The 16324-nt window shown below is 57.0% G+C and carries 15 protein-coding genes; 11 read left to right on the top strand and 4 right to left on the bottom strand.

What is annotated here, in order from left to right:
• Positions 1-4 precede the first annotated feature (4 nt).
• The 5 genes from BFV97_RS05220 to BFV97_RS05200 are packed head-to-tail and all read left to right on the top strand — an operon-like array spanning position 5 to position 4972.
• Positions 5-1114 (top strand): M24 family metallopeptidase, encoded by a 1110-nt coding sequence (locus BFV97_RS05220; RefSeq protein WP_069299287.1) that lies wholly within the window; start codon positions 5-7, stop codon positions 1112-1114.
• A complete protein-coding gene (locus tag BFV97_RS05215; RefSeq protein ID WP_069299286.1) occupies positions 1108-2115 on the top strand; it encodes an ABC transporter permease subunit in 1008 nt (335 codons plus the stop codon). The genes BFV97_RS05220 and BFV97_RS05215 overlap by 7 nt, the downstream gene beginning before the upstream one ends.
• Entirely contained in the window at positions 2115-3026 is a 912-nt protein-coding gene (locus BFV97_RS05210; RefSeq protein WP_069299285.1) for an ABC transporter permease subunit, read from the top strand. The genes BFV97_RS05215 and BFV97_RS05210 overlap by 1 nt, the downstream gene beginning before the upstream one ends.
• A 3-nt stretch (positions 3027-3029) precedes the next feature.
• Positions 3030-4007 (top strand): ABC transporter ATP-binding protein, encoded by a 978-nt coding sequence (locus BFV97_RS05205; protein WP_069299284.1) that lies wholly within the window; start codon positions 3030-3032, stop codon positions 4005-4007.
• Entirely contained in the window at positions 4004-4972 is a 969-nt protein-coding gene (locus BFV97_RS05200) for an ABC transporter ATP-binding protein (protein WP_069299283.1), read from the top strand. Before BFV97_RS05205 ends, BFV97_RS05200 begins: the two co-directional genes overlap by 4 nt.
• Before the next feature lie 106 nt (positions 4973-5078).
• On the opposite strand, the gene BFV97_RS05195 is transcribed toward BFV97_RS05200, so the two are convergent.
• The gene (locus BFV97_RS05195; RefSeq protein WP_069299282.1) at positions 5079-5741 is read right to left on the bottom strand and encodes a 4'-phosphopantetheinyl transferase family protein; all 663 of its coding nucleotides are present in this window, start codon (positions 5739-5741) and stop codon (positions 5079-5081) included.
• 478 nt (positions 5742-6219) lie between these two features.
• On the opposite strand from BFV97_RS05195, the gene BFV97_RS05190 reads away from it, so the two are divergent.
• The 3 genes from BFV97_RS05190 to ilvA all read left to right on the top strand — a co-directional run bounded on the left by BFV97_RS05190 (position 6220) and on the right by ilvA (position 10815).
• The gene (locus BFV97_RS05190) at positions 6220-8574 is read left to right on the top strand and encodes a M10 family metallopeptidase C-terminal domain-containing protein (RefSeq protein ID WP_069299281.1); all 2355 of its coding nucleotides are present in this window, start codon (positions 6220-6222) and stop codon (positions 8572-8574) included.
• Between the two features lie 97 nt (positions 8575-8671).
• Complete coding sequence (locus BFV97_RS05185) at positions 8672-9490, top strand: lytic murein transglycosylase (RefSeq protein WP_069299280.1); 819 nt, start codon at positions 8672-8674, stop codon at positions 9488-9490.
• 77 nt (positions 9491-9567) lie between these two features.
• The gene (gene ilvA, locus BFV97_RS05180; RefSeq protein ID WP_069299279.1) at positions 9568-10815 is read left to right on the top strand and encodes a threonine ammonia-lyase IlvA; all 1248 of its coding nucleotides are present in this window, start codon (positions 9568-9570) and stop codon (positions 10813-10815) included.
• Positions 10816-10824: 9 nt separating this feature from the next.
• Here ilvA and BFV97_RS05175 read toward each other — a convergent pair whose 3' ends face one another.
• Entirely contained in the window at positions 10825-11220 is a 396-nt protein-coding gene (locus tag BFV97_RS05175) for a diacylglycerol kinase (RefSeq protein WP_069299518.1), read from the bottom strand.
• A gap of 338 nt (positions 11221-11558) precedes the next feature.
• On the opposite strand from BFV97_RS05175, the gene BFV97_RS05170 reads away from it, so the two are divergent.
• Positions 11559-12590: a histidine kinase dimerization/phosphoacceptor domain -containing protein gene (locus BFV97_RS05170; RefSeq protein WP_083225521.1), complete on the top strand. Its 1032-nt coding sequence runs from the start codon at positions 11559-11561 to the stop codon at positions 12588-12590.
• Positions 12591-12697: 107 nt separating this feature from the next.
• Here BFV97_RS05170 and BFV97_RS05165 read toward each other — a convergent pair whose 3' ends face one another.
• Positions 12698-12907 (bottom strand): cold-shock protein, encoded by a 210-nt coding sequence (locus tag BFV97_RS05165; protein WP_069299277.1) that lies wholly within the window; start codon positions 12905-12907, stop codon positions 12698-12700.
• 297 nt (positions 12908-13204) lie between these two features.
• On the opposite strand from BFV97_RS05165, the gene BFV97_RS05160 reads away from it, so the two are divergent.
• Positions 13205-13741, top strand: coding sequence for a DUF992 domain-containing protein (locus tag BFV97_RS05160; RefSeq protein WP_083225520.1), 537 nt, complete (start codon positions 13205-13207; stop codon positions 13739-13741).
• Between the two features lie 188 nt (positions 13742-13929).
• A complete protein-coding gene (locus BFV97_RS05155; protein WP_069299276.1) occupies positions 13930-15090 on the top strand; it encodes an acyl-CoA dehydrogenase family protein in 1161 nt (386 codons plus the stop codon).
• 64 nt (positions 15091-15154) lie between these two features.
• Here the strand turns inward: BFV97_RS05155 and BFV97_RS05150 are convergent, their stop codons facing one another.
• On the bottom strand, positions 15155-16324 hold the full coding sequence (locus tag BFV97_RS05150; protein ID WP_069299275.1) for a M24 family metallopeptidase: 1170 nt from the start codon (positions 16322-16324) through the stop codon (positions 15155-15157).

The raw sequence follows: 16324 nt of genomic DNA, 5'->3' as shown, positions 1-16324 counted from the left end.
ACACGTGACAGATTCCCTGACAGACCGCCTTGCCCCTTATGCCGCCGTTGCGGCCGAACTTGGCGTTGATGCCGTGGCCCTTGTGCCCGGACCTAATTTTACCCGCGCGGTAGAGCACAGTTTCATGAGCCACGAACGGCCCTTTGTACTGGTGATCCCCGCGGAAGGTGCCCCGGCGGCACTTGTGCCGAACCTCGAACTTGGCAGCTGGACGCTGGTCGGGTTTGAAGGCGCGGTGTTCGACTGGCGCGACCAGACCGGATATAGCGATGCTTTTGCAGCGATGATGGCCCATCTTAATATTGCCTCTATCGGGGTCGAGGGGCAGGTCATGCGCGTCTTTGTTCATCACGCGTTGAAACAGGCCCAGCCCGATCTGCGGATTGTCGATGCAGAGCGAGAGATTTCAGCACTTCGGATGATCAAGACCGACAAGGACGTAGCCGCCCTGCAACTGGCGATCCGGATTTCCGAACGGGCCTTGCACCGCACGCTCGACTCTGTCCGGCTTGGTCAGAGCGAGAAAGAAATCGAACAGAAGCTGGTGCAGATGCTGTTTGCTGAAGGGGCCGACGATCTTGCGTTCTCACCGATCGTGGCCGCAGGGGACAACTCTGCACGGCCCCACGCCCACGCCCGCGCCGATTATGCGGTGCAAGCCGGAGATGCGCTGCTGATTGACTTTGGCGCTTATAAGGACGGCTTTGCCGCTGACATCACCCGCACCGTGTTTCTTGGCCATGTCAGTGACGAGGGACGGGAGGTCTACGACACGGTTCTTGCCGCCAACCAAGCCGCGCTGGATGTCACCCGCGCCGGTGTCACCGCCCATGAAATCGACGATGCGGCCACCGGCGTTCTGGAAGCCTCGCCCTACGGCGACCGGATCCGGACCAAGACCGGACATGGGCTGGGGCGCAGCGTGCATGAAGCGCCCTATATCATGCGTGGAAATCACATGACTTTACCCGCGGGAACCGTTTACACCAACGAACCGGGACTTTACCAGCTCGGCAACTTTGGTGTGCGCATCGAAGATGACGTTCTGATCACGCAGGACGGTTACAAATTGCTGACCCACTTTCCAAAAGAACTGATGGTGCTTCCGTGCTAAACTATGTCCTAAGCCGACTGCTAACTTTCGTGCCGACCTTTTTCGGCGTGACCCTGATTTCCTTTGCCTTCATCCGCGTTCTGCCCGGTGATCCGATCATCGTGATGGCCGGAGAGCGGGGCGTCAGTCAGGAAAGATACGATCAGCTTGCCGCGCAATTCGGCTTTGACAGACCGATGTATGTGCAGTTCTGGGAGTATTTTACCGGCGTGTTGCAGGGGGATCTTGGCAATAGTTTTGTGACCAAAAAACCCGTCTGGGACGAGTTTTTTGCCCTGTTTCCAGCCACGCTGGAACTGTCGCTCTGTGCGATGGTGCTGGCGATTGTGTTGGGGCTGCCTGCGGGTGTGATTGCCGCTGTAAACCGTGGCAAATTCTTTGACCGCGCGTTGATGTCCACCGCATTGGTGGGGTATTCGATGCCGATCTTCTGGTGGGCGCTGCTGCTGATCATCGTCTTTTCCGGTAATCTCGGCTGGACGCCGGTGTCAGGACGGATTGATCTGTTGTATTACTTCCCAGATCCGACCGGCTTTATGCTGATCGACAGTCTGGCATCCGGCCAGAAGGGGGCGTTCTGGTCCGCGATCCGTCACCTGATCCTGCCCACAATCGTGCTCGGGACCATCCCGCTGGCGGTGATTGCGCGGCAAACCCGTTCCGCCATGTTGGAAGTTCTGGGCGAAGATTACGTGCGCACCGCAAGGGCCAAAGGCATGTCGCCCGGCCGGATCAATTCGATCCATGCCCTGCGCAATGCGCTTATTCCGGTGATCACCGTGATCGGCCTGTCCGTTGGAACCCTGCTGGCGGGGGCGATCCTGACGGAAACCATCTTTAGCTGGCCCGGTATTGGCAAGTGGATGGTGGATAGCATCTTCCGCCGCGACTATCCGGTGGTGCAGGGCGGCCTGCTTTTGATCGCCGTGATGGTGATGATCGTAAACCTGACGGTAGATATGCTCTACGGTCTGATTAACCCGAAAATCAGGAAACGGTAATGACTGACGCTTCTTCAACACAGACAGCCAAAGCCATCGGTGAAGAACGGCCCTCCCGTCTGAAGGAATTCTGGTTCTATTTCCGCGAAAACCGTGGCGCTGTGATCGGCCTGTGGATTTTCGCTGTCTTTGCCTTCCTCGCCTTGTTCGGGCCGTGGATTGCCCCCCATGACGCGACCGAGCAATTCCGCACAAATGCGCTGCAACCTCCGTTCTGGCAAGAGGGCGGCAGCACCGAATTCCTGCTGGGAACCGATCCGCTGGGGCGTGATATGCTGTCCCGTCTGATCGTGGGGGCGCGGTTCTCTTTCTTTGTGGGGATTGTTGTGGTCAGCGTTGCGGCATCGGGCGGTATCCTGATCGGTCTGCTGGCCGGTTTCGCGCCCAAATGGGTCGATACGATCATCATGCGGATCATGGATATTATTCTGGCCTTTCCATCCCTGCTGCTGGCCCTTGTGCTGGTGGCGATCCTTGGTCCGTCCCTGATCAACGCGATGATTGCCATCGCGATCGTGCTGCAACCCCATTACGTGCGTCTGACCCGCGCCAGCGTGATGTCCGAGCGGCAGAAAGACTATGTCACTTCGGCCCGCGTGGTCGGAGCAGGGACGCTGCGCCTGATGTTCGTCACCGTGCTGCCCAACTGTCTGTCCCCGATCATCGTGCAGGCGGCCCTGTCGTTTTCCACGGCGATCCTTGATGCCGCCGCGCTCGGCTTTCTGGGGATGGGGGCACAGCCGCCGACACCTGAATGGGGCACCATGCTGGCCGAAGCCCGCGAGTTTATCCTGCGTGCATGGTGGGTTGTGACGTTCCCCGGTCTTGCCATCCTTGTCACCGTTCTGGCCATCAACCTGCTGGGTGACGGTCTGCGCGATGCCCTTGATCCCAAACTGAAACGGAGCTGAGCCATGTCACTGTTACGCATCCGAAACCTCAGCGTCGATTTCGCCACTGCATCGGGCAAGTTCCGTGCGGTGGACGGGGTCGATCAGGACGTAAACACCGGCGAGATCCTCGCGATTGTGGGGGAGAGCGGCTCGGGGAAATCCGTGTCCATGCTGGCGATGATGGGGCTGCTGCCCTGGACCGCCACGGTGACAGCGGACGAAATGAGTTTTGACGGGCATGACCTGTTGACCATCGGCAAGCGCGAACGCCGCCGTGTGGTTGGCAAGGATCTGGCGATGATCTTTCAGGAACCGATGTCCTCGCTCAACCCCTGTTTCACGGTGGGCTGGCAGATCAAGGAAACCCTGCGCGTGCATCTGGGGCTAAGCCGCAAGGCCTGTCACGCCCGCGCGGTGGAGCTGTTTGAACAGGTCGGCATCCCCGATCCCGAACGCCGCCTGTCGGCCTTTCCACACCAGATGTCGGGCGGGATGAACCAGCGGGTGATGATCGCGATGGCGATTGCCTGTAAACCCAAGCTGCTGATTGCGGATGAACCGACGACCGCGCTCGATGTGACGATTCAGGCGCAAATCCTCGACCTGCTGACCAGTCTGCGGGATGATAACGGGATGGGGCTGGTGCTGATCACCCATGACATGGGCGTTGTGGCGGAAACGGCCGAGCGGGTCAGCGTGCAATATGCCGGTCAAAAGATCGAGGAGCAGCCGGTGCTGCCGCTGTTCCAAAGCCCGCATCACCCCTATACCGCAGCGCTGCTGGACGCGCTGCCCGAACGGGCAACGGAAAAGCACCTGCCAACCATTCCGGGCATGGTGCCGGGACAGTTCGACCGCCCCGCCGGTTGCCTGTTCTCGCCCCGCTGCAAATACGCCAACTCCAAATGCAAAGCCGAGCAACCCGCCCCGCAAGGACCGGAGCTTGGACACGCGCGGTGTTTCTACCCGCTTAACACGGACGAGAGGATAGCATCATGAGTGCGACACCTGTCATGACAGCCGAGGCGCTTCAGCGTCACTATGAAGTCAGCGGCGGACTGCTGCGCAAGCCCAATATTCTCAAGGCGGTGGGCGGCGTGGATTTCGCGCTATATCCCGGCAAGACCCTTGCGGTCGTGGGGGAGAGCGGTTGTGGTAAATCAACGCTCGCCCGTCTTGTGACCATGATCGAGGAACCCACATCTGGCAGCCTGACGCTCGATGGTAAACCTGTGCTGCCATCCGACTGGGCCAGCCTGCGCAAATCCGTGCAGATTGTGTTTCAGGACCCTTACGGATCGCTCAACCCGCGCCAGCGGATCGGGCAAATCTTGCAGGAACCCCTGATCATCAATCGCCCCGAAATTTCCAAACAGGACCGAGAGGCCAAGGCGCGGGAAATCCTGTCGCTGGTGGGGCTGCGTCCGGAACATTATGACCGCTATCCCCATATGTTCTCTGGTGGGCAGCGTCAGCGTGTGGCCATTGCACGGGCGTTGATGCTCGATCCCAAGGTACTGGTGCTGGATGAACCAGTCTCCGCGCTTGACCTGTCGATCCAGTCCTCGGTTCTGAACCTTCTGGTGGATCTGCAGGAACGGATGCAACTGGCCTATCTGTTCATCAGCCATGACCTGAGCGTGGTACGCCATGTGGCGGATGAAGTGATTGTAATGTATCTGGGCCGCGCGGTGGAAAAAGGCAGCAAGGAAGACCTGTTCGAGGCGCCACAGCATCCTTATACCAACGCGCTGCTCTCTGCGACGCCGCAGGCCGATCCGGCCAATAAAAAGCGCCAGATCAAGCTGAAAGGGGAACTACCCTCTCCGCTGGCCGTGCCGGAGGGCTGTCCCTTCGCGCCGCGCTGCTGGAAGACGCAGGATAAGTGCCGCACGCACCGTCCCGAACTGGGAATAACGCCCCATACGGCCGCCTGTTTTTTCCCGGAGAATTCAGACGGATAATCTGCCGCTGATGAAAGAGGGCAGGATCAGGTGCTTTGCTGTTCCTGCCTGTTGCCCCGTACAATCTGAATTGTAAGGTCACGGGGCAGCAGCACATTGGGCGGTTTTAGCGGCGGATAAGTTTGACGGGCTGCGCGTGGCTGAACGCTGCGATCGCGCCCACCAGTTCCGGTGCAAAATCAATATGATGCAGGGTCAGGCTGTCCACACAAGCCGGGTCGGGCGCGTAACGCAGCAGTCGGGGCGGTGCGTCCGGTGTCAGGGTGACATCAAAACTGTTGAGCTCTACCGAAAGCCCCTCGCCACGGGCCTTGAGAACCGCCTCTTTTCGGGTCCAGCACCGAAAGAACCCGTCCGCAAAACCCGCAGGCCCCAATGCGGCCAGTTCCTTTCGCTCGCACGGGGAGAAGAACCGCTCTGCAAGGTCGGGTTCCACGGGGCGGTAATGCTCCAGATCAAGTCCGATCTCGCAACCTCGCGTGACAGCAAGCGCGGCCGATTGCTCGGAATGGCTAAGGTTAAAACACACATCCCCCGCCAGCGCCGGCTTGCCGTTTGCCCCGTAGCGGAAGGTCAAATCGGCGGCGGCGCTTCCGGTGTATTGCGCCAGAATGTGCCGCAGGGTCGCGCGTCCCACCCCATAGCGGTTCTGGTGCAGCGGTTGCACAAAGCGGCCCGCGCGTTGCTGTTCTTCTTTGGACAGCACCGACAGGTCGATATTTTGCCGCGTGTCCAGATCCCAGACCCAAAGGTCAATATTTATATCCAAAGCGGTGTCGCCCTGTCGTTCCTGTTGTTGGCAGGACACTGGCATAACTCCCCCAACAAATCGAGAGGTACAGGCCCATGTTGAAGTCGTTGTGCACACTTCGATGGCTGAGTCTACTTAAGGTTGCGACGCGCCCCGCGAACCCAAAAAGCCAAGCAGCAGCTCCGCATCCAAACATTTCATCTTTGTCATTGCCGTATCCACAGCAGCATTTTCGGTATGGCTAGGCTCAAATGATAGCAAATGCCCTGATTTAAGCTTCTGCGAAAAATTGCCTGTTTCGCCAGTTTATACGCAAAAAACAATTAAAATTGGGCAATTTTCAATTTTTCTCGACTTTGTTTAGCCGCAATTTTGCCCAGTTTATCCGGCACTCCGGACTCGTGAAATCCGCGCGGCGCTGCGTTGATTTTCCGTAGTGGAGTAACCGTCCAGCCAAGTGGTCAGGACGTGTGGGTAGTAAAAGGATTAAAGTGCGATGACTTCCGAAGTGAACATGATCAACTTGCAGGTGATAGCTGCGGATCAAATCGCGATTGATCGGGCGACGATCGACAAAGCCTCCGGAAAATCTGTTTACGACCTGAATGTTGCACAAAATTCGAAACATTACACATGGCAAAGCGAATATCAGACCATTCCGATGGGCATGGATGGAGAGCCGCGCCAGTTCGCCCAGAAACTGCGGGAGTCGCTGCCCGAAGTGAACAATCTGCGGATGTTGTTCAACGAGTTTTCCTTTGATGAAAACGGTGAACTGCACCCGCAATATCAGGCGTTTCTGGAAGAATCGGTCAAACAGGGCTTTGAAATCACCTTTGTTCTGGGAAGTGGTGATGCGCAGAATATCGGCAACGGCGGCTCTCCCTGGGGCCATGAAAGCCTGACGAATGCGCAAGCCTATGACCATCTGGAAGACAACTTCAAAGATCTGAAATCCGGTTGGAATTCCTTGTTGAACTGGCTGGAGGGGCAGCCGGAGATTGCCGACGGGGTCTATGGTCTGGAACTGGCCAATGAACCGGCTGGGTATCGCCGCAGTATTAAGGAAAACGGTGACGGGGACGGGTACGTCTATGCCGATTTCGTGAAGCTTTATGCGGATCACATGGTTGAACTGTCCGACATGATACAGGCACAATCGGACGCGCGGGTGCTTGTAGGGGGATGGGGATATTCCGGTGATTTCGCCACGCTCGCAAATACGGTTGTGAACGATAAGACCGGACAATCAGCGCTCGATTACATCTCGGAGTCTGTGGGCGATGCGCTGATCTGGTCGGCCCATCTGTATCCCGGTTGGGTCGGCACCAATGCCGCCACCTCGACCGATGAGTTGACCGAGATGTTGGAGTCCCATTTTGCCCTGCTACGGGATCAGGACGTTCTGATCACCGAGACCAACGCCACGGGACTGGTGAATGACTACAGTGGCGGGCATAATGTGGTCGATCTGTTTGTCTCCATGTACGAATGGTTTGCGGCGAACGATATTGGCATCGGCTGGTTTCCCGGCGCCGAGGCTGGTGGCTCCAACTTTGTGGTGATTGATCAGGACGGCTCGCTGCGCTTTTTGCACCAGCATTCCTACGCGCACGGGATGAACGCCTTTTCCCAAGGGGAAACCGATGCGGCGCTGGCGGGGAATGACCGTATCAGGGCAGAGCTGGTTGAAGGACGCCTGCGCAATGAAACCTACGAAAAAGACTACGCCGAGGGCGCTTTTGACACCGAAGAACTGCTCGGCTCGGCTTTTGGTTATGAAGGCGATGACAAGCTGATCGGCACGAAGCTCTCCAACGATTTCCTGTACGGCGGGTTCGGCAACGATACCCTGATCGGAAAAGCGGGGGATGATTTCCTGTTCGGGCAACAGGGCAACGATGTGCTGACGGCGTCAAGTGGGGTAGACCACTTGTTCGGCGGGTCCGGCAACGACCGGCTGATCGGCGGGCGGGGCTATGACCAGTTTCACGGTGGCGCCGGAAACGATGTGTTTGTCAGCAACGGCAAGGGGCAGGACGTGATTACCGACTTTGATGCGGGGGATGACCGGATTGATCTTTTGGGCCGTTTGTCCGGCTGGTCCGAGATTTCCGCCAATATCACCAAGATCGACGCGGATGGTGACGGCGCAAAGGACGATCTGGAGATCGCCTTGGGCGGGCGCAAGTCCCTGACCTTCCTCGATGTCTCCCAGTCCGAACTCTCGGCGGAGCATTTTATCGGAGCAAAGCCTGCAGACGGGGTGATTTCGGGCACAGTCAGCCATGACCTGATCGGCAGCGGTGGTTATGAAGACTCCCAAGGCGAGGCGGTGTCCCGCGGTGACGACATTGTATTCGGGCTGAGCGGCGACGACACGATCTACGGGTATAAGGGCAACGACGAAATATACGGCGGTATGGGCGCCGATATTATCTATTCCGGCTCTGGAGATGACTATGTTGAGGGCGCGAAAGGCGGCGATGTAATAAACGGCGGCGGCGGTGATGACAGGCTGTTCGGTGGCGACGGGCGCGATAATCTGATCGGCGGCAAGGGCGCGGACAGGCTGGAGGGCGGTGCGGGAAATGACGTGCTGAAAGGCGGCGGCGGGGCGGACAGCTTTGTGTTTACTAACGGCGACGGTAAGGATAAAATTAAGGGTTTCAGCGCCTTAAAGGATGAGATTCATCTTGTGGACGCCGATTCCTACACGCTGCGCGAAACCTCTGGCGGGGTAAAAATCCACTATGACGACAAGGCCGCGATTCTTCTGAAAGGTGTTTTCCTCGAAACAGAGGCAGATCTGCAAGCGCTGGAGGATGCGATTCACCTCGATCTCGGCTAGATCGACTTGCGGGGGGACAGCTTTCGGTACGACGAATAGCTTGCCCGTTTTCTTGCGCGGGCTATTATGGAAACATAGCTCGAAAGGAAATGTTTTCATGACTTTAACCGCTTTGACCAAATCCTCCCTGCGTTTCGCGATTTTTGGACTGGCCCTTGGTGTTGCCTCACCTGTTGCGGCGGCGTCTTGTGGCAATACCGGCGCGGGATTTAACGCGTGGAAAGCGGAATTTGCCCGCGAAGCGCAGAAAGCCGGCGTGCAGCAGCGCGGCTTGCAGGCTTTGGCGGCGGCGCGATATGCAAGCTCTACCATTGCGGCGGACCGGAACCAGAAATCCTTTCGCTATTCGCTCGACAAGTTTATGAAAATCCGCGGCGCTGATACGATTGTCAATCAGGGCCGCCGCCGCAAGGCTGCAAATCCGCAGGTGTTTTCGGCGTTGGAGCGGATCTACGGTGTTCCGGCTGGTGTGATCATCGCCATTCATGGAATGGAAACCGGCTTTGGCGGGTTTATGGGGAAATCCAATGTGGTTTCTGCGATTACCACGCTGACTTATGACTGCCGGCGCTCTGATTTCTTCAAACCCCATGCGATCGGGGCGTTAAAGCTGGTGGATCGGGGCGCGATCACCGCCAACACCAAAGGCGCGAAACATGGAGAGTTGGGGCACACCCAGTTCCTGCCGGGCAATGCGCTGACCTATGGTGTGGACGGGAATGGCGACGGACGGATTGATTTTTACAACCAGACCGATGCGCTGGCTTCTACTGCGAATTTCCTGCGGCAAAAAGGGTGGCGTCCGGGGCAGGGCTATCAGCCCGGCCAACCGAATTTCGCGGTGATCAAACAGTGGAATGCGGCAACGGTCTATCAGAAGGCCATTGCGATCATGGCAGCGCGGATCGACCAATAGGCGCCCCAAAAGGTGAACCGCTCTGGTCCTGAACCGCCTGTTGCGCTAGGAAGCGATCAGGATAAAGGACAGCGACCATGAGCGATTTTCGCGATGCAGCGCAGCAGGCCTGCGCAGAGATGCGTAGCCTGTTTGCGCAGACACCCTTGCAGCACAACGCGCATCTGTCCGCGAAATACGAGGCGGAGATCTATCTCAAGCGGGAGGATCTCTCGCCGGTGCGCTCTTACAAAATTCGTGGCGCCTTTAATGCGTTGCGCAAGGCACTGGCCGCAAAGCCCGAGCAAAAGACCTTTGTTTGTGCCAGTGCGGGCAATCACGCGCAGGGAATGGCCTTTGTGTGCCGTCATTTCAACGTTCATGGTGTGATTTTCATGCCAGTGACGACACCGGCGCAAAAGATTGAAAAGACGCGGATTTTTGGGGGCGACAACGTCGAAATCATCCTGAGCGGGGATTATTTTGACAATACATTGGCCGAGGCCCAAGCCTATTGCGCCAAAAAATCCGCGCATTTCCTGTCTCCCTTTGACGACGAGGATGTGATCGAAGGGCAGGCGTCTGTTGCAGTGGAGATCGCGCAAGATATGCCTGTGCGCCCTGATCTGGTGGTCCTGCCTGTGGGCGGGGGCGGTCTGTCGGCGGGGATCACGCGCTATTACAGCGGCGTGCCGGATGCGCCGGACCTGCTGTTCACAGAACCCGCTGGCGGGGCGAGCCTGAAGGCGGCGCTGCTGGAAGGGGCGCAGGTGACTTTGCCGAAAGTGGATAATTTCGTGGACGGTGCGGCCGTTGCGCGGATCGGGGATCGGAATTTTGCCGCCCTGAAACATTGTTCGCCGGATCAGGTGTATCCCGTGTCAGAGGATCGGCTTTGCACCACGATGATTGAGATGCTGAATATTGAAGGGATCGTTCTAGAACCGGCGGGGGCTTTATCTATCGACGTATTGGCGGATATTGCCGATCAGATCAAAGGCAAAACGGTTGTTTGTGTCAGTTCCGGTGGCAATTTCGATTTTGAGCGTTTGCCCGAAGTGAAAGAACGCGCGCAAAAGTTTTTGGGGTTAAAGAAGTATTTCATCCTGCGTCTGCCCCAGCGGCCCGGTGCGCTGAAAGATTTCCTTGGCCTGCTTGGTCCGAAAGACGACATCGCGCGGTTCGAGTATCTTAAGAAATCGGCCCGTAATTTCGGGACTGTGTTAATCGGGATCGAAACCGATGCCCCTGAGAACTTTATTGAACTCGATCGTCGGATCAGTCGGGAAGGATTCGATCTGCGCGACATCACCAATGATGCGGCAATTGCCGAATTCCTGATATAGCACAGGGCCTTAGCCGTTTATCAGATGCCGCAAGAGTGTCAGGCCGATAAACCCGGTGCACAGCAAAAGCAGGCACAAAACCGCGAGAGAGCCGAGGTCTTTGGCCTCTTTCGCAAAGGCTTCCCAGTTCGGGGCAAGATGATCGGTGAGGCATTCAACGGCCGTGTTGAGGGCTTCTACCGCCACCAGTAACAGGAATAATCCGGTCAGAATGGCAAATTCCCAATACTGCGCCCTGACCATCACAAAGGCGATCAGAGCGGCGAAAAAGCCAAATAATTCAAGCCGGAAGGCGGTTTCTTTCATAAGCCGGATCAACCCGTCAAAGGAATACCCCGCCGCCGCGAAAATATGTTTGAAGCCGTGGACCGGCGCGGGTTTCGGCTTGGGTTGCAGGTCTGTCATCTGATGCCTTTCCAAAACCCGATCGGAGCCGTGCTGATACGCGTCCAAGCGGTCCATTCCTTTGCGAATTACTAACAGCTAAGGGAGGGTCTGCCTATGGATTCTGTCCGCTGTGATTGCAAGAAAACGGGTGGATTTTCAACGCAGGACTGGTAATCTGGGACGCTCTTGCCTAAAGCTAACCTGAATTATGGCAGAAATGTGCCATCGACCTACCTAATTCTGTAACAAGCCGACCGGCTCCGCCCCAGTCCAGATCTCTGCCAAGGAACAAGCCGATTTTACCTCCCAAATATTCCGATGAAGAACAACGCCTTGAAACGCTGCGCAGTTACAACGTGCTCGATACAGAGGCCGAAGCCGATTTTGATGATATTGTAGAGCTGGCCTCGAATATTTGTGACGTGCCGGTTTCGCTGATCAGCCTTGTGGATGACAACCGCCAATGGTTCAAATCGCGTAAGGGATTCGGACCGGAAGAAACTCCGCTGGACCAGTCGGTTTGCGCCCATGCCATACTGGAGTCCAGTTTTCTGGAGGTGGAGGATATGGCGTCTGATCCCCGCACTGCGGATAATCCGCTGCACACGGGGGATCCACGGGTCAATTTTTACGCAGGGGCCAATCTGGTGGCGCCAAACGGAATGCCGATTGGAACACTGTGTGTTCTGGATACAAAACCGCGCAAATTGACCGATTTTCAACGCCAGGCGCTGCAAACCCTGTCCAGACAGGTCGTGACCCAGCTTGAATTGCGCAAGCGTTTGAACACCGAGACCGCCTTGCGCAGCGAGATGGATCACCGCGTCAAGAACTCGCTCCAGACCATCGCCTCTATCACGCGGGTGGCCTCGCGCAAGATTACGGACCCGCAATCGCTGGATGTTCTGCGTCTGATCGAGCGGCGGATCGGCGCTGTTGCATCGCTCCACACAGAGCTCATGGGGCAGGAGGGTAGAAGCAGCGTTGAGGCGCGGGGCTATCTTGAGAGGGTCGCGGCCCTGTTGAAAGATGTCTCCCCTGATCATGTTACGGTAAAAGTGCAAAGCGTTGAGACGCATCTTGATGCGCAGAAAGCCTCTGCTATTGGCATGATCGCAAGCGAGTTTCTGGCCAACTCCATCAAACATGCCTTTCCGGATAACAGGTCTGGTCAGGTGGATGTCATTCTGGAAAGGATTGACGAGACCCATCTGAAACTGACGTGTCGCGACGACGGGATCGGGCGCAATACTTCGCCTTCTGTAGAAACGCGAGATACGGGTCTGGGGGAAATGCTGATGTCTGCCGCGGCCGCGCAATTGGGCAGCAGAGTGTCTGAGACATCGAATCTCGGTGGCACCAAACTATGCGTTAAATTTACTGGATAAGGCGAATTACGCCTGACCCAATCCGCGAATACGCCACAAAAAACGCCCGCAAGTCAGACTTGCGGGCGTTTGAAATCCTTAGGACGGTCAAAGCCGTCCCGGGCGATTTAGTCTTGCATCGCCAGTTGACCGGCGGAGGATTTACCGTCGCGGCCTTGTTCGATTTCGTATGTTACTTTGTCGTTGTCGTTCAGGCCGGAAAGACCAGCACGCTCAACTGCGGAAATGTGTACAAACACATCTGCGCCACCGGCTTCAGGCTCGATAAAGCCAAAACCTTTAGTTGCGTTAAACCATTTTACGGTGCCATTAGCCATCGTAATTCTCCTAATTTTAGTACCACCCACGGAATGCGGTGGCTTGGTGCAGTCGGGTCTCAGGTCGGTACCGGCGTCTGCAACAAAGAAGAAGAACGGAACGTGTGAAAGACGGCTCACCATGTCCTTATTGCACAAGCTGTCCGTTAAAGAAAGCTCTTATACTCCACTAACCGCGATAGGAGGTTTTCCGCCGGTCCGGCCCTATGGCGGAGAAATAAAAACTTTGTCGGAACCTAAACCGGAAGCCCGCGTTACCTCGGTGTAGCAGATAAATTGCAACGAGAAGGAAACGATATGACACGTACATTCGCAACAAAAGCCGCCGCAGCCCTGATGGTAACAGCCCTGCCTTTCGCAGCCGCCGCCCAAGAGGGAACCGCTGAAAGCTCCACAAAAACCGAACTCGAATCCCCGATGAACTGGGATAACATGGTTCAGGTCGGAGAATTGACTTGCGAACAAGAGGATCGTGAAAACCTGATCGTCTTTTCAAAGGCAAAATTTAACTGTTCCTACACCTCCGCTGACACCGGCGAAGTTGAGAGCTATACAGGCACCGCTACCAAAGTGGGCGTCGATCTGACCGCACAAAAGGTTGAGACGATGGTCTGGTATGTATTTGCACCGACTTCCGGTCTGGAAAAGGGTGGCCTTGAAGGCAATTTTGTAGGCGCAACAGCCGATGCGACCCTTGGCGCAGGTGGTGGTGGCCACGTGCTGATTGGTGGTCTTGACCGTTCGCTCGCACTGCAACCGGCTGCGTTTTCCGGCACTACCGGCATCGGCGCGTCGATTGGCGTAGAGAAGTTTAATCTCGACTATAACGGATAATCTCCCGATCCGTTTAATCGAACCCTCCCGAACCCGCAGCCCTGCGCTGCGGGTTTTTTCGTTTGGCGCTGCGTTTCCGAGCGGCTTTACGTGCCAAAGCTGCAAAGCTGTAGCCAGTTGCAGAGCCGCGGTGCTACAGACAACGGGCTGCGCGATTTTGCAGCGACCCCTGATCAACCGAGGATAATATGGCGCTAGACCCAGAAACTTTCGATCTCTTGAAATCCACGCTGCAACGGTTTGTGCGTGAAAAGCTCGTCCCGCGTGAGGATGAGGTGGCCGAGACCAACGGCATCCCTGCAGATATTCGCGCCGAGATGCAGGAGCTGGGCCTGTTCGGTCTGTCCATCCCCGAGGCGTTTGGTGGCTTGGGGCTGGGCATGGAGGAGGAGGTCAATCTGGCCTTTGAACTGGGCAAGACCTCTCCGGCGTTCCGTTCCTTGCTCGGAACCAATAACGGTATCGGGTCGCAGGGGCTGATCATGGACGGGACCGATGCCCAGAAGCAGAATTACCTGCCCAAGCTAGCCAGTGGCGAGATGATTGCCTCTTTCGCCCTGACCGAAGCGGAGGCCGGTTCGGATGCCCGCTCCCTGCGCACCTCGGCACGGCGCGACGGGAATGATTTCATCCTGAATGGGACCAAACGCTATATCACCAATGCGCCCCATGCCGGATTGTTTACTGTGTTTGCCCGCACCGAAGACCCCGACAATCCTGTAGGCAGTATCACTGCCTTTCTGGTGGAGGCCGGCACACCGGGCCTGAGCATCGGGCCTGTAGATAAAAAAATGGGTCAACAGGGTTCGCTGACCAGTGACGTGATCTTTGAAAACTGCCGCGTGCCAGCTTCTGCGGTGCTGGGCGAAAAAACCGGGCAGGGGTTCCGCACCGCGATGAAGGTTCTGGATCGCGGGCGGCTGCATATCTCGGCAGTTTGCGTCGGCGCGGCAGAGCGGTTGATTGCGGACAGTCTGGATTACGCGATGGAGCGCAAACAGTTCGGCCAGCCGATTGCCGAGTTCCAGCTGGTTCAGGCCATGCTGGCGGACAGTCGCGCCGAAGCCTTTGCCGCCCGTTGCATGGTATTGGAAACCGCCCGCGCCAAGGACCGCGCCGAGGTTGTCACCACCGATGCGGCCTGTTGCAAGATGTATGCCAGTGAAATGGTCGGACGGGTGGCGGATCGTGCCGTTCAGATCCACGGTGGCGCAGGCTATATGTCAGAATATGCAATCGAACGCTTCTACCGCGATGTGCGACTGTTCAGGATCTACGAGGGGACGACCCAGATCCAGCAGCTTGTGATCGCACGCAATATGATCAAACAGCGCAAATCAGAACTGTGACCGGTAAAGCGGGGGCATTCTGCCCCCGCACCCCCTGAGGATATTTGCCCCAAAAAGAGCCGTTTCAGGCGCTGCCCCCGATGGTCCAGCCGCGCCCTTCGGTGCCGAACAGTTCATAGCCGTCGTCTTTCACGCAAAGCGTGTCTTCCAGTTTGATGAAGCCGCGCTTGGGGTGGAGCATGGTGGTCTCTACCGACAGGATCATGTTGCTGCGCAAGGGTTTATCCGCGTCGCGGTTTTCGTAGGCGACAGGGTGGTTTGTCATCAGGAACGGGGCTTCGTGGCTGATCAGCCCCATGCCGTGGGCAAAGAAATCAGTGTGACTCGCGTTGGGTTGGGTGCTGCGGCAGGCTTCTCCGGCGGCGATTACCTCTGCCCCTGTTGCGCCAGCGCGGATTTGGGCGAAAGCGGCCTGTTGGGTTTCTTCCACCTCGGCCAGAAGATCCTGAAGTTCGCTGTCCGGCTCGCCAAGCACCCCCATGCGGCAGATGTCTCCGATGTAGCCGTCCAGATTACCACCGGAATCAATCGAAAGCACCTCTCCTTCGGCCCATGTCTGGTTCGACGCCGCGCGATTGTGGCTGCTGCCAAGGGTCAGCAGGCAGTATTCGAACATCAGCCCGCGCCGGGTTTCTTCCTGACGCAGACGCTCTATGATCTCGAACTTGCTGTCGCCGGCTTTGGCGCCGTGAATGGTGGCTTGCATCGCATCGGTGATCGACTCTGACGCCTGCCGCAACAGTTTAAGTTCCCGTTCCGTTTTCACCGCACGCAGTTCTTCCAGTACCGTCGTTGCGTCGTGCAGGGTGGCTTGCGGCATATCCTGCGCGATTTGCGCCGCGGCGTTCATGGGTAGAAAAGAGGGTTCCACCCCGATCCGCCCCGCATTAACGCCCATCCGCGCCAGATGCTCCAGCGCCTGTTGTGTGGAATCCACGCTGGTCCATGACATTGTATAAATATGCTCTGGCCAGAAAGGATGGTTCTCATGCTCGCCGCCCTCCATCCTGTTGCCCACATAGGCGGTCTTGTCGACGGCGCCTTTTATGTAGACGAATACAGGCAGATAGCGGCTGTGGCCGATGGCATCCATGGCCGAGAAAAAGATGAACTGATAGCCCCCGAGCAGGTAGCGTACATTGTGTTTTGACGTGATGAACAGCGCATCGAGACCTGCATCATCCATCAGACTGTCGAGATGTGAAAAACTGTAGTCGAGATCGGGTTTCGTCAT

The sequence above is a fragment of the Neptunicoccus sediminis genome (assembly GCF_001719615.1).
Taxonomy (GTDB): Bacteria; Pseudomonadota; Alphaproteobacteria; order Rhodobacterales; family Rhodobacteraceae; genus Amylibacter; species Amylibacter sediminis.
Note: the sequence above shows the minus strand (reverse complement) of the source record. Positions and strands in the feature narration are given on the sequence as shown.